This window comes from Streptomyces sp. NPDC051018, assembly GCF_044456085.1.
Classification (GTDB): domain Bacteria; phylum Actinomycetota; class Actinomycetes; order Streptomycetales; family Streptomycetaceae; genus Streptomyces.
Map to the genome: position 1 here is coordinate 92,949 of NZ_JBITFN010000004.1, position 13,232 is coordinate 106,180.

General features: G+C 71.7%; 11 protein-coding genes. 4 read left to right on the top strand and 7 right to left on the bottom strand.

The features are described from left to right. Positions 1–185: 185 nt before the first annotated feature. A complete protein-coding gene (locus tag ACIBCM_RS09260; RefSeq protein ID WP_399241639.1) occupies positions 186–2,456 on the bottom strand; it encodes a DPP IV N-terminal domain-containing protein in 2,271 nt (756 codons plus the stop codon). A 214-nt stretch (positions 2,457–2,670) separates the two neighbouring features. Between ACIBCM_RS09260 and ACIBCM_RS09265 the strand changes: the two genes are divergently transcribed. The 3 genes from ACIBCM_RS09265 to ACIBCM_RS09275 all read left to right on the top strand — a co-directional run bounded on the left by ACIBCM_RS09265 (position 2,671) and on the right by ACIBCM_RS09275 (position 5,704). Beyond that, positions 2,671–3,099: a DUF3870 domain-containing protein gene (locus ACIBCM_RS09265; protein WP_399241365.1), complete on the top strand. Its 429-nt coding sequence runs from the start codon at positions 2,671–2,673 to the stop codon at positions 3,097–3,099. A 143-nt stretch (positions 3,100–3,242) separates the two neighbouring features. Then, the gene (locus ACIBCM_RS09270; RefSeq protein WP_399241366.1) at positions 3,243–4,472 is read left to right on the top strand and encodes a CaiB/BaiF CoA transferase family protein; all 1,230 of its coding nucleotides are present in this window, start codon (positions 3,243–3,245) and stop codon (positions 4,470–4,472) included. Next, positions 4,469–5,704 carry an amidohydrolase family protein gene (locus ACIBCM_RS09275; RefSeq protein ID WP_399241367.1) on the top strand — a complete coding sequence of 412 codons (1,236 nt, stop codon included), beginning with the start codon at positions 4,469–4,471 and terminating at the stop codon, positions 5,702–5,704. The genes ACIBCM_RS09270 and ACIBCM_RS09275 overlap by 4 nt, the downstream gene beginning before the upstream one ends. Positions 5,705–6,458: 754 nt before the next feature. Here the strand turns inward: ACIBCM_RS09275 and ACIBCM_RS09280 are convergent. Both ACIBCM_RS09280 and ACIBCM_RS09285 read right to left on the bottom strand, forming a co-directional pair. After that, positions 6,459–7,376, bottom strand: coding sequence for an RNA polymerase sigma-70 factor (locus ACIBCM_RS09280; RefSeq protein WP_399241368.1), 918 nt, complete (start codon positions 7,374–7,376; stop codon positions 6,459–6,461). Further along, positions 7,373–8,566 (bottom strand): NAD(P)/FAD-dependent oxidoreductase, encoded by a 1,194-nt coding sequence (locus ACIBCM_RS09285; RefSeq protein ID WP_399241369.1) that lies wholly within the window; start codon positions 8,564–8,566, stop codon positions 7,373–7,375. The genes ACIBCM_RS09280 and ACIBCM_RS09285 overlap by 4 nt, the downstream gene beginning before the upstream one ends. Positions 8,567–8,686: 120 nt before the next feature. Here ACIBCM_RS09285 and ACIBCM_RS09290 point away from each other — a divergent pair, with 120 nt between their 5' ends. Then, positions 8,687–8,872: a hypothetical protein gene (locus tag ACIBCM_RS09290; protein ID WP_399241370.1), complete on the top strand. Its 186-nt coding sequence runs from the start codon at positions 8,687–8,689 to the stop codon at positions 8,870–8,872. A gap of 214 nt (positions 8,873–9,086) precedes the next feature. Here the strand turns inward: ACIBCM_RS09290 and ACIBCM_RS09295 are convergent, their stop codons facing one another. Genes ACIBCM_RS09295 through ACIBCM_RS09310 form a run of 4 tightly spaced genes read right to left on the bottom strand, consistent with a single transcriptional unit; the run spans position 9,087 to position 13,135 of the window. Further along, on the bottom strand, positions 9,087–10,256 hold the full coding sequence (locus ACIBCM_RS09295; protein WP_399241371.1) for an acyl-CoA dehydrogenase family protein: 1,170 nt from the start codon (positions 10,254–10,256) through the stop codon (positions 9,087–9,089). A gap of 49 nt (positions 10,257–10,305) precedes the next feature. Continuing rightward, a complete protein-coding gene (locus ACIBCM_RS09300; protein ID WP_399241372.1) occupies positions 10,306–11,700 on the bottom strand; it encodes an MmgE/PrpD family protein in 1,395 nt (464 codons plus the stop codon). Further along, positions 11,697–12,635, bottom strand: coding sequence for an HpcH/HpaI aldolase/citrate lyase family protein (locus ACIBCM_RS09305; RefSeq protein ID WP_399241373.1), 939 nt, complete (start codon positions 12,633–12,635; stop codon positions 11,697–11,699). Before ACIBCM_RS09305 ends, ACIBCM_RS09300 begins: the two co-directional genes overlap by 4 nt. Next, entirely contained in the window at positions 12,632–13,135 is a 504-nt protein-coding gene (locus ACIBCM_RS09310) for a MaoC family dehydratase (protein WP_399241374.1), read from the bottom strand. Before ACIBCM_RS09310 ends, ACIBCM_RS09305 begins: the two co-directional genes overlap by 4 nt. Between the last annotated feature and the right edge of the window lie 97 nt (positions 13,136–13,232).

Consider the following 13,232-nt stretch of genomic DNA (forward strand, 5'->3'; position numbering starts at 1 on the left):
ATGGGGTGTTTTCCGCTGTTGGCTCCCGGAGAACGGCCGCCCGGTCCTCCGGGACGTTCCGACCGCGGCTGGAGATCGGGGGCTGGAGAACCGCGGGCATCGCCGGTCAGGGAGCCGTCGGCGGAGTGTTGCCGTCACACAGTCGGCTCGACTCCGCCACGGGGACATCCGTTCCGGCCGCCGGTTCAGGCGCCGAGGAGTTCGGCGAGGGCGCCCAGGTCGAGCGGGAACGGGCCGATCTCGTAGGCGGGCGGCTCGGTGCCCAGCAGATTCCGTACGAAGTAGTCCCACCGCCGCCGGGTCGTATAGGCGCCGTGGACCACCAGGGTGTGGTCGGCGTTGGGCACCAGCAGCAGGTCGAAGTCCCGGTTCGCCCGGATGAACGCCTCGGTGAGCCGGAGCGTCTGATACGGCAGCACATTGTCGTCCAGTTCGCCGTGGATCAGCAGCAGCCTGCCCTCCAGGCGGTGGGCGAGGGCCGAGTTGGACTTCGCGGCGTAGTCGGTCTCCCCGGGCAGTCCGAAGAACTTCTCGCCCCACGCGGGCTGGTAGACCAGATCGTCGTGGTCGCCCGCGGCCGAGACCCCGACCCGGAAGAAGTCGGGGCGGTGCAGCATCGCCCGGGTGGAGGCGTAGCCGCCGCCGGACGTCCCGAAGGCGCCCACCCGGCTGAGGTCCAGCCACGGGCGGGTGGCGGCCAGTTGCTCGATGGCGGCGACATGGTCGTCGATGAACGCGGTACGGCCGGGGTCCAGCCTCTGATGCTCCTGGAACGCCTTGGAGCGGTAGGGCGTGCCGCGCCCGTCCACGACGACCACGGCGAACCCCAGCGCCGCCATCGCTGCGGCCTCCGCGGTGGGGACGATCTCGCCCGACTGCGGGAACCGCACCGGCGCCGCCTTGACCTGCGGGCCGGGGTACATGTGGTCGAGCACGGGATACCGCTGGTCCGGGTCGAAGCCGTGCGGCCGGTAGAGGACTCCGTGGATGTCGGTCGTCCCGTCGGCCGCCTTGACGCGGAACCGCTCCGGCGGCCTCCACCCGGCCGCGTAGAGGCCGTCCGCCTCCGCCGCCTCCAGTTCCACCACGACCTCGCCGTACAGATCGAGCACCCGGCTGACGGCGGGGGTGGCCAGGTCCGAGGCCACATCCACCAGATGGGTCCCGGCGGGGGAGACGACGACGTCGTGGTCGAGGGCGTCGTCGGTGAGCCGGGTGATCCGGCCGTCGTCCAGACCCACCCGGTAGAGCTGGCGCACATAGGGGTCGAGGCCGGGTTCCCGGCCCGACGCGGTGAACACCAGGGCGCGGGCCTCCTCGTCCACGACCAGGGTCTCGCGGACCAGCCAGGGGCCCTCGGTCAGCCGGCGCAGGGTGCCGTCGGTGTCCCGCAGCCAGGCATGGCCCCAGTCGTCGCGCTGGGACCACCAGACCAGTTCACCGGAGGTGAGCTCCAGGACGTTGGGCGCGTGATAGCGGATCGGATGGGTCTGCACCTGGGTATCGGAACGCTCCGTCAGCAGGGTCTCGACCTCACCGGTCGCCGCGTCCATCCGCATCAGCCGTACGTTCCGGTCGCCGCGGTCGCCCTCGTGCCAGTACAGGGAGCGGCCGTCCCGCGACCACCAGGTGCGGCCGAACGCGGTGGCCGACTCGAACGGCGTCACCAGCGGGGTGCCGCGGCTCTCCACCCATTCACCCGCTTCGAGGTGGTACACCAGCACGGTCGAGGTGGGCTGGGCCTCCTCGCCGGTCATCGCGTACGCGAACGTCCGCAGCCGGGGCCGTGACCCGTCCGGCGGTGCGGACTGCACCAGGGCCGCCCTGGCGACGCCGCGCTGGTCCACCCGGTGGGTCGCGAACGCGGTGCCGTCCGGCGACCAGACGGCCGCGGGGGGCAGCGTGACGCCGATATGGCCGAGCAGCGAGGTCAGCGCCATCGGGTCGGGCGGGACGCCGTAGCCGAGGGTCGGGGTGCCGTCCTTCGTGAGGACGCGGTCCTCCTCGACCGCATGGAGATCGCGCAGGACGAGGTTGTGGTCCTGGACCCGCAGCGCCCACCGTCCGTCCGGCGCCACGGTCTCGTCCGGCGCCGGGGGGCGGTTCGGCAGCCGGCGGCACTCCCGGGTCGCCGGATGCCACCGCCAGTTCGCGCCGGACGCGGAGAACTCCACCTCGTCGCGGGTGAAGGACAGACGGCTCAGCGGCAGCGCGCCGGGCCGGACACACGTGCCGGTCGCGGTGCTCAGCGCAGCCGCCAGCAACGTATGGTCGAATGCGGGCGAACGCAGTCGTGAGCGAATGTCCACCCGGTGGAAGCGAACTCCCTCGCCCGTTCGCACGGTGTACCAGAACGTGTCGTCGTCGAGCCAGACGGGCCGCACCCGGGCACGGTGGACGAGTTTCGCGAGGCTGTGGGGAAGCAGGGCTTCGGCTTCTTCGTAGCGCGCTCGCATATCGGTCACGGCAGTCTCCCGTTGTTCCAGCTGTCCGACGGGCAGTGCGTATCACGTCGGGTCTGTCAGCCAGGGAGAACGTCGTCATTGCCGGAAGTGACGATATGAACACATCGTATTGACCGACGGAGCAACCGTTCTATGATCTCGACGAAGTATGGCAACCGCATTCGGGTTCGTCAATGGAATCCTTGCGCACTCCAAGGAGGCAGCCGTGTCTTTCCCCGTAGGAGCGGAACAGGTGGCGCAGGAGTCCCGGCCGGACGGCGCGGGCCGGACCGTGGTGGTCAGCGGCTACTCGAAGATGCCGGTCGGGACGGCCGCGCGTTCACTGTACGAGACACTGACCCTCGGTGTCCTGGTGGACCTGGCGACGCACACGGTGCTCAAGGCGTCCTCCACTTTGGTGACGGACGTCGGCCGGGAATGGCTGGAACGGGAACTGGTGGGCCAGTGCCTCCTGAACGAGCCCTCGGAATTCCTCGCCAACGTCAAGCGCAACTACTGGGGCGCGTCCAGCGGCGCGCTCACCCAGGCATACCGCGATCTGGTGCGCCGGTATCGCGAACACCTCAAACTCGAAGGCATGGCCGTGGAAACACCGGCCGCGTCGCGGCCACCGGAAACACCGCGACGGTCTTGACAGTGATCGGCGCGCTCACGTAGGAAAGTCTCAGCACAGAGCCGACTTCCGCCGCCGCGCCCCCAATCGCGATTGGTGCTCCTCACGGTCGCTCTCCCTGGTCGCACAGTCAAAAGCATGTCCTCCAGGGTTAAGGACTTGAGTTGAGCACCGAATCGCCATCGATCACGGGGCCACTCCACGATCTGACCGTCATCGATCTGACGCAGATGCTCGCGGGGCCCTACTGCACCATGACCCTCGCCGATCTGGGTGCCGACGTCATCAAGGTGGAGCCGCCCGCCGGGGACCTCACCCGGCACATGGGACCCCATCGCGAGGGCGACTCCCCGGAAGCGCTCGGCGGCTACTTCCAGTCGGTCAACAGGAACAAGCGCAGCGTGGTCCTCGATCTGAAGACCGCGGCAGGCCGTACGGCGCTCCTCCGGCTCGCGGCCACCGCCGATGTGCTGGTCGAGAACTTCTCCGTGGGGGTGATGGACCGGCTCGGGCTGTCGTACGAGACGCTGAGCGCGGTCAACCCGGCGCTCGTCTACGGCTGCGTACGCGGCTTCGGCGACCCGAGGACGGGCGGCAGCCCGTACGCCGACTGGCCGGCCTTCGACATCACCGCCCAGGCCATGGGCGGTCTTGTCGCCATCACCGGCCCCGGCCCCGGCCGGCCGCTCAAGACGGGGCCGGGCATCGGCGACATCTTCCCGGCCGCGCTGTGCGCCGTCGGCATCCTCGCCGCGGTCCACGAGGCACGGCGCTCGGGCCGGGGACAGTTCGTCGAGGTGGCGATGTACGACGCCGTGCTCTCGCTCTGCGAGCGGATCGTCTACCAGCACAGCTACACCGGTGCGGTCCCGCAGCCGCAGGGCAACACCCATCCGCTGCTGTGCCCCTTCGGGCTCTTTCCGACCAAGGACGGTCTGCTGGCCCTGGCCGCGCCCAGCGACCGGCACTGGCGGGAGTTCTGCGCCCTGATCGGCCGGCCCGAACTCGGTCACGACGAGCGCTACGCCACCAACACCGGACGGGTCGCCCACGCGGACGCGGTACGGGACGTGGTCACCCGGTGGCTGTCGTCACGGACGACGGCCGACGCGCTCGCGGTGCTCGGCGGCCGGGTGCCGTGCGGCCCGGTGAACGACGCCGCGGCGATCTTCGCCGATCCGCATGTCCGGGAGCGCGGGATGCTGAGCGAGGTCGAGCAGCCGGGCTCGCCCGCGCCCGTGGTGATCGCCGGGCAGCCCATCAAGCTGAGCCGCACCCCCTCGGCCGTACGCCACCGTGCCCCCCTGCTGGACGAGCACCGTGACGAGATTCTCTCCGCTTCATCCGCCGCCGGGGATCCCCGGCACAACACCAGCCAAGGACAGGTCCAATGATCGCTGTACGCGGAGCCCAGATCATCGACGGAACCGGCCGTGACCCCGTACGGGACGCCGCGGTCCGGTTCGACGGCGACCGGATCGCCGAGATCGGCCCGGTCCGGCCGGGCGACGAGGTCATCGACATGGAGGGGTGCACGATCCTTCCGGGTCTGATCGACGCTCATGTCCACTTCGGGCTGGCCAGTCCGATCGACCCGATGATGGCCAAGGAACTGTCCATCGCCGAGCGGGCCGCCGATATGTTCCGGGTCTGCCGGGACACCCTTCACCAGGGGTTTACGACCGTTCGGGACACCGGCGGCATCGACTGGGGCCTGCTGAAGGCCGTCGACTCGGGACAGATCCCCGGCCCGCGCATCCTGTGCTGCGGTGCGATCCTCGCGCAGACCGGCGGGCACGCCCACTACACCTCGCCCAACGAGTGCGTCCACGAGTGGCGCAGCCGCGAGCTGCCCGGGCTGACGACACTGAGCGTCCTGTGCGACTCGCCCGACCAGGTGCGGGCCGCGGCACGGGACAACTACCGGCGCGGAGCGTCGTTCCTGAAGATGAACATCACCGGCGGCGTCATCTCGCTCACGGACTCCCTGGACGACACCCAGTTCACCGTTCCCGAGATCGAGGCCGCGGTGATCGAGGCCCAGGCCCGGCGCTCGTACGTCACCGTGCACGCCCACAACACCCAGGGCATCCGCAACGGGATCGCCGCGGGCGCGCGCTGTGTCGAGCACGGCACCGACATCGACGAGGAACTGGCCGAGGAGATGGCCGCCCTGGGGGTCCACCTGGTGCCCACCCTCGCGGTGATGCACATCCACGCCAGGGACTTCGAGGACATGTCCCTCCACGACGAGGTCCGGGCGCGGTTCAGCGGGGTCGAGGAGAAGATGGCGCGGGCCATCAAGGTGGCCACCGACGCGGGGGTGCTGGTCGGCTCCGGCACCGACTACGTCGGACCCAAGCAGGACAACCGCGGTCTGGAGATCGCGCTGCGCGCCGAGATCGTCGGGCCCATGAAGGCCATCATGGCGGCGACCTCGGTCAACGCCGAGATCATCGGCCTGGCGGACCAGGTCGGCACCCTGGAGCCCGGCAAGTTCGCCGATGTGGTCGCGGTGGACTTCGACCCGCTGGCCGAGCCCGGGCTGTTCGCCGACTCCGGCCGTACGGCGCTGGTCGTCAAGGGCGGTGACGTCGTCCGCAACGACCGCGCCGGAGCGCGCTGATCCGGTCGCCGTCCGCGGTGGGCCGCGGTGCTCGAACGGTCACGGCCCCCGGCCCACCGGGCGGCCCGCGGCCCCCGCGCGATCCGGACTCGGTGGTCGCCTCCGGAAGTCCTGCGGGTGTTGATCACGCCGCCGGCGCGACGGAGGGTTCGTCCGGGGGACCGGCGGTGTGGGCCGGCCGGTCCCGGCCGGCGGATCGTCCAGCCCGGAGATGGTGAACCTCCACCGGAACGGCTGTGCCGTGCCGTTGCGGTGGTCTTCGAAGGCCCGGAGCCGGTCCCCGGTCCGGGCAAGGCCGGTGACGTCGTCGGGCGCCACGACGTCCCGCCGCACGACGGAGAAGGAGTTCTTCACCCGGTTCAGCGGGGAGGCGTGCACCGGGGTGTGGACCGGTACGGCGGCCGGGAACGCGGCGACGGGGCGGCTTCTCGCGGCCTCGCCGCAGTGGGAGCTCTCGACGGCGGTACGCGCGGTGGACCAGCCCCGAGCCGCCCGGAACACGGTCCGCGCCAGGCCCCTGGCCCGGTCCTCGGCCTTGTGGCCCCGGGCCGTCTTCTCCCACCGGTGCCGCTCGGCGGCGGTCAGAGCTGTCGGCGCGCGGCGGCAACAGGCGGGGAGGGCAGACCGATCGGCGGAAGTGGATCACGACGGCCACGGCCTGCCGCATCCGCTTCCACCCGGGCCAGGCCGTGCCGGGCGGCGGGTCCGGGGCGCTCACGGGGATTCCGGCGCGTGTCGATGTCGATCGGGCGGCTCAGGAGAGTTCGTACCGGGTGCCCTCGGCGACGGCGTGGAGCTTGTCGGGGTTGGCCACGTTGTGGATGGCCGAGATGCGGCCTTCCGGGTCGAAGTCGAAGGTCAGCGTGGCGAGCACGTGGTCCGGCCCGCGGAAGACCACGCCCGGGCCGCCGTTGATCCAGGTGAGCTCTGTCTGCATCTGCTCGGGCGCGATGCCCTGGTAGGTCGAGGTGCCGAGCGCGGCGAACCAACTCGCCACGGTCTCCGCGCCGACGACCGGCTTGAGGGCCTGGCGGACCTTGCCGCCGCCATCGGTCCACAGCGTCACGTCCGGGGAGAGCAGCTCCATGAGGGTGTTGATGTCGCCGCCCGCCGTCGCCGCGAAGAAGCGCTCGGTGACGTCGCGCCGGCGGGCGCGGTCCGCGGTGAAACGGGGCCGGCGGGCCCGGACGTGCTCGCGGGCGCGGTGCGCGCCCTGCCGGACCGCCGTCTCCGAGCGTTCCACCGCCTCCGCGATCTCGGCGTAGCTGAAGGCGAAGACCTCCTTCAGCACGAAGATCGCGCGCTCCAGGGGGCTCAGCGTCTCCAGGACGACCAGCAGGGCCATGGAGACCGAGTCCGCCGTGGCGACGCCGTCGGCGGTGTCCGGGCCGGTGAGGACCGGCTCGGGCAGCCAGGGCCCGATGTACGTCTCGCGCTGGTGGCGGGTCGAACGGAGCCGCTCCATCGCCAGGTTGGAGACGATCCGGGTCAGATAGGCCTTGGGGTCGGCGACCTGGGTACGGTCGGCCGCCGACCACTTGAGCCAGGCGTCCTGGACCACGTCCTCGGCGTCGGCGGCCGAGCCGAGGATGCGGTAGGTGACGGAGAAGAGCAGGGTGCGGTACTGCTGGAAGGCGAGCTGGTCGGGGCCGGCCTGCTGCGGCTGGGTCATCGGGCACTCCTGATCCGGGTGTAGCGGCCGCCGTGCGGCCAGAACGCGCCCGAGGCGGGCATCTTCTTCATACGGGCGAAAGTCGGCCACGGCGCGGCGGTGACCGTCTCCTTGTACCTGGCGGCCCGCTTGCCGGTCAGCACGATCCGGCGCGGGCTGTCGTCGGGGCGGGTGAACTGCACGACGGCGTCATTCCGGCCCAGGCTGACGGGTGTGTGGTAGTAGCCGAAGCGGAAGGGCTTGGGCTCCTTGCCTGCCAGCACCCGCAGGATCGAGAGGGCCGCGTGCACGCCGGTGGGCATGCCGCCCTGGCAGGTCCCGTGCATTACGCCATAGCCCTGACGGATCGCCGCCGCGTCGCCCACGGCGTAGACGTCCGGGTGGGAGACCGAGCGCAGCGCGCTGTCGGTGACCACCCGGCCGCGCTCGTCGACGGTCAGGCCCGCGGCGGCGGCCAGCGGCGGGACACGGGTGCCGCTGGTCCACAGCACCGCGGCCGCCGGGATGCCGGAGCCGTCCGCGAGCTCGACGCTGTCCGGCAGCACCTTGACCACCTCGACGCCGCTGCGCACCTGCACGCCGAGCCGGGCGAGCGCCGCGTCCAGATAGGCCCTGGCCTTCGGGTGCATGCTCGCGCCCGGCTTCTCCCGGCCCAGCAGCACCACCTGGAGCCCCGGGTGCCGCTCGGCGATCTCCGCGGCGGCCTCGACACCGGTGAGGCCGCTGCCGCAGACCACGACGGTCCCGCCGTCGAGCCGCGTCAGCCGGTCCCCGAGGAGGGCGGCGTCCTCCGGGGCGTCGAGAGTGCAGGCGTGCTCGTCGACGCCGGGGACGGCGGCGGTGTCCGCGACGCTGCCCAGGCCGTAGACCAAGGTGTCGTAGCGCAGGACCCGGTCGTCGTCGATCCGGACGGTCTTCGCCTCGGCGTCCACAGCGGTGACCCAGCCCCGGACGAAGCCGGCTCCGGTGCCGCCCAGCAGCTCCGGGATGTTCATCTCGGCCGTCTCCTGGCCCGTGGCGGTCATATGCAGCCGGAGCCGCTCGGTGAAGGTGTCGTACGGGTTGACCAGCGTCACTCCCACGTTCCCACGCCTCCTGGTGCGGGCCGCGAGCTGGATCACGGCGGAGAGCCCGGCGTAGCCGGCGCCCAGGACCAGGACCTCGTGCTGCTGCGCTACTGTCGCGTTCATCGCTCTGCTGCCTCTTTCGCGTCGGTCGTTCCCGCCGTGCGGACGACCACCAGACGCAAGCTTCCCTTCCGTATGTGACATGAGGCTGATGTGATCCATGTCACTTCGCAAGGGAGGGGCGTGCGCCGTCAGTACCCCGGGAGCTGCGACGCGGCATTCAACCGTGAACGAACCGGCTCCGCGCGGGAACCGACCGAACAGCAGGAGTCGGGGATCAGGGGCAGGGCCGGGTGTCTGCGCACCGCCCCCGCGCCCGACCGCCTCTCGACCATCCCCGACCAGGGGAACGACACCCTCGCCACGTGACCGCGGGCTTCACTCCACGCCCCCCGAAGGACCTCCGGAGCCGACCACTCCGCCGGGACGGATGCCGCGCCGAGCATGCGGATGCCCGACACCGGCCGGATGCCCCCACGGAGCATGCGCATGCCCGACACCGGCCGGATGCACATGCCCGACACCGGCCGGCTTTCGGCGCCGGCCGGTGTCGGATACGTATGAAGCTCTCGGTGCCGGCCGGTCAGCGGCCCAGCATCGCGTCGGAGATCACCCGGAGCTGGATCTCGCTGGTCCCCTCGAAGATCTTCGTCAGACGGGCGTCCCGCCAGTAGCGCTCCACCGCGAAGTCGGTGGTGTAGCCGGCGCCGCCGTGGATCTGGAGACCCTCGCTGGTGACCCGCTCGGCCATCTCGCTGGCCAGCAGTTTGACCATGGACGCCTGGGTGCTGGCACGCCGGCCGGCGTCGATCTCGCGGCACACGGCGTACATCAACTGCCGCGCGGCTTCGATCTCGGCGGCCATGCCCGCCAGTTTGAAGCGGATCGCCTGGAAGTCGGCGAGAGCGGAATCGAACTGCCTGCGGGTGGCCGCGTACGCCAGGGAGTCCTCCAGCGCCCCGCGGGCGAGCCCGATCGCGCGGGCGGCGGTGTGCACCCGTGCGACGTCCAGCACCTCCATGGCCGTCCGGAAGGCCCCGCCCTCCGTGCCGAGCAGCGCGTCATGGGGCAGGGCCAGCCCGTCGAAGGCCAGCTCCCAGGTCTTCCAGCCCCGGTAACCGATCTTCCGCACCGTCGTTCCGGTGAGGCCGGGAGGGAACTCGCCGCGTCGCTTGGGGACGAAGAAGGCCGAGACACCCTCGTGTCTGCGGCCGGGGACGGAGGGTGGTGAGGTACGGGCGAAGACCACCAGGTAGTCCGCCCCGTCGGCGAAGGTGCACCACATCTTCGTTCCGTCGAGCACCCATCCGCTCTCCGTGCGGGTGGCCCGGCAGCGGATGTTGGCCACGTCGGAACCGGCCTCCGCCTCGGAGATGGCGATGGCGGCCAGGAACTCCCCGCGGCTGACCCTCGGCAGGTACTCCGCGCGCTGCTCGGCCGAGAAGCCGCCGTACAGCCCGTTGCCCCGGGCGATCAGGCTGCCGACGCTCATCCAGGCCCTCGACAGCTCCTCGGCGATGACGCAGTACTCCAGCACCCCGAGGCCGAGACCGCCGTGCTCCTGCGGCACCATGATCCCGAAGAACCCGATCTCGGCCATCCGCTCGCGCAGCGCGAGGGGGATCTCCCCGTCCACGGGGTCGAGTTCGTTGGCGAGCGGCAGCACCTCCTTCATCGCGAAGTCCCGTGCCAGGCCGCGCAGGGCACGCTGCTCCTCGGTGAGCCCCAGACCGGGGCTCTGCTCAGTGGTCACGTTGTTCCTTTCCCCAGGGGAGTCGATGGCGACGGCGGCGGCGCACAGCTCATCCGCCGAGCCCGCCCGCCGGCTCACGGGTGAGCGCGGTGAGCCGGCCGATCCGGTCGAGGCCATCCAGTTCCGAGACGAGAGAGGCGATCTCGGCCGCCCGGCCGGCGCCCACGACGGGAGCCGCCAGACCGTGGAACTTCCCGGTCAGACGGTCCCGCTGCTGTCCGAGCCGGTCCGGTGCGGCGGGCACGCCGACATCGACCGCCTCCTCCAGGAGCGTCCCGTCGGTGCAGGTGACCCGGACCTCGGTCCGGGTCAATGTGCCCCCCGGATCCACCCTGGTCCGCACCCGGCCCGCCAGGCGGCGCAGATCGTCGCGGGCGATCACCTCGTCCGTGAACACGCCTTCGTCGGCGCGCCCGAGCAGGAGCGCCAGCGCCGCGGTGTACTCCAGGCTGAACTTGGCGTCGAGCGGTGTCCCCACCAGCGGCTTGGTGCACATCCCGACGTGCTGGGGTGAGATACCCAGTTCGATGTCCGCGATCGAGGACACCGCCAGCCGCGGTCTCAGCCGCAGCAGGGCCTCGATGCTGGAGTGCGTGCCGTAGCAGGAGGCATGGAACTTGAACAGCAACTCCCGGAGGTACCAGGGCTCGCCCACGGGCGTCATGGCCGCCGCTGCGTCGACGGCGTCGGCATGGGTGGCGGCGAAGCCCTGCGCGCAGCCGAGGCCGTCGGCCGGTCCCGTGGCATCGCGCCGGGCGAGCAGAGCGGCCAGCGCCCCCTCGGCCGCCGCCCGGCCGACCTGGAGGGACTTGCCCCATGAGCCGAACGCCGACTTCAGCCCCGCCGCCGAGGTCGCCGCGAGGCCGAGCGCGTGGGCGGTCGCATCCGGCCCCAGCCCCAGCAGACGCGCGGTGGCGGCGGCGGCGCCGAACGTGCCGACCGAGGCCGTGGTGTGAAACCCGATGCGGTAGTGCGAGGGCGCCACGGCCCGGTTGATCCGGGTCTCGGTCTCGATGCCCGCGACCAGGGCGGTCAGGACATCCCTGCCGCTCGCGCCCTCCGCCTCCGCCACGGCGAGGACCGCCGGGAGGACGGGGGCGGTCGGATGGCCGTCGAACGCGGTGAGCACATCGTCGTAGTCGAGAACATGCCCCGCGGTCCCGTTCACCCGCGCGGCCTCGACGACCCGCGCCCGCCCGGCGCGGCCCAGCAGGGTGCTCCCCGCCGAACCCGCCACGGGCGCCGCCACCGTCTCCGCCAGGACGCGGGAGACCGGATCCCGGCTGCCGGCCAGGGCGACGCCCAGCCAGTCCAGGACACAGGACTTGGCGATCAGCAGCACATCGGGCGGGATGCGGTCAAAGGTGTACGCCGCCGCCGAACCCGCCAGCCAGGAGGTGAGATCCGGGCCGCCCCCGACGCCCCCGACGGCCTCCGTCGTCATGAGTGCATCCCGCACCGCCGGGCCCGCTCGACCAGGGCTTCGGAGATCCGCAGCGAGGCGGCGTCGATCATGTTCCCGTCGAGGGTGGCCGCGCCGAGGCCGCGCTCCTCCGCCTCCTGTACCGCCGAGACCATCGCGAGCGCCCGGTCCAGCTCGTTGCGCGTCGGCGCGAAGACCTCGTTGGCGATATCGATCTGACCCGGGTGGACGCACCACTTGCCGACCGCGCCCAGGGCGGACGCGAGGCCCGCCGACGCACGGTAGCCTTCCGGGTCGCGGATGCCGGCGTACGGGCCGTCGATCGCGTCCAGGCCATGGGCCCGCGCCGCCGTGATCATCCGGTTGCGGGCGTAGTGCCAGATGTCGCCCGGATACCCGGGTACGTCCGGGTCGGCGTCGGCCATGCCGATCTGCCCGCCGCGGATGCCCTGGCTGGCCGAGAGGTCGCCGACGCCCAGGATCAGGGCCTCGACGCGGGGGCTGCACGCGGCGATCTCCTCGACCCGGGCGAGCGCCGCGGACTCCTCGATGAGCAGTTCCAGGCCGATCCCGCGCGGTGCCAGCCCCAGCTCGGCCTCCAGCTGGGAGAGCAGATCGTCCACGAACCACACATCGCGGGGCCCCATCACCTTGGGCACGATGATGACGTCCAGCACCGGCCCCGCGCCGCCGACGACCTCGATGACGTCCCGGAAGCACCACGGGGTGCCGGGACCGTTGATCCGGCAGGCCCTGGTCTTCCCGCCCCAGTCGAGCCCGGTCAGACCCCGGACCACATTGCTCCGTGACTCCTCCTTCAGCGCCGGCGCCACGGCATCCTCCAGATCGAGGAACACCAGGTCGGCGGTGCTCGCCGCGGCCTTGGCGATCATCTTCTCGTCGCTGGCGGGGGTGGCCAGCTCGCTGCGGCGCAGCCGGTGTGCGGGGCGGTTCATTCGGCGCTCCAATGGCTCTTCTTCTTGATCAGCGCGGTGCGGGTTCCTTCGAAGGCGATCACGCCGTCCTGGCGGACGCCCCAGTGCCGGAAGACGACGACCCCGGCATCGGGGCGACCGTCCTGCTCCGCCACCGACACCACCTCGCTGTAGGCGGTCAGGGTGTCGCCGTGGTGCACCGGCGCACGGAACCGGAAGCCGTCGTAGGACAGTTCGGCGACGGCGTGCTCGGTGGTGTCCTGGGACGCGAGCCCCAGCACCGTGGCCGCGGTGGCGAGTCCGAAGACCAGGCGGCCGGCCCCCAGATCGGGGGTGTCGCCCTGGTGCTCGTTCCAGTGGGCCTGCGCGGTGTTCATGGCCTGCTTGGCGAGGAAGGAGCCCTCGGCCTCACCGATCGTCGACGAACGCGCATGGCGCATCCGCCGGCCGACGGCGAAGTCCTCGAACCACCCTCCGGCTCCCAGCAGCCGGGAGGTCTCCCGGCCAGGGGTGTCCGTCATGATGAGTCCTTTGTCGTGAGAGTGTCCCGGCCGGTCCCGTCGGCCGGAGCCCGGGGCGCGAGAGTCCCGCCCGGCCCGCGGGCGGACGGCGGTCCTT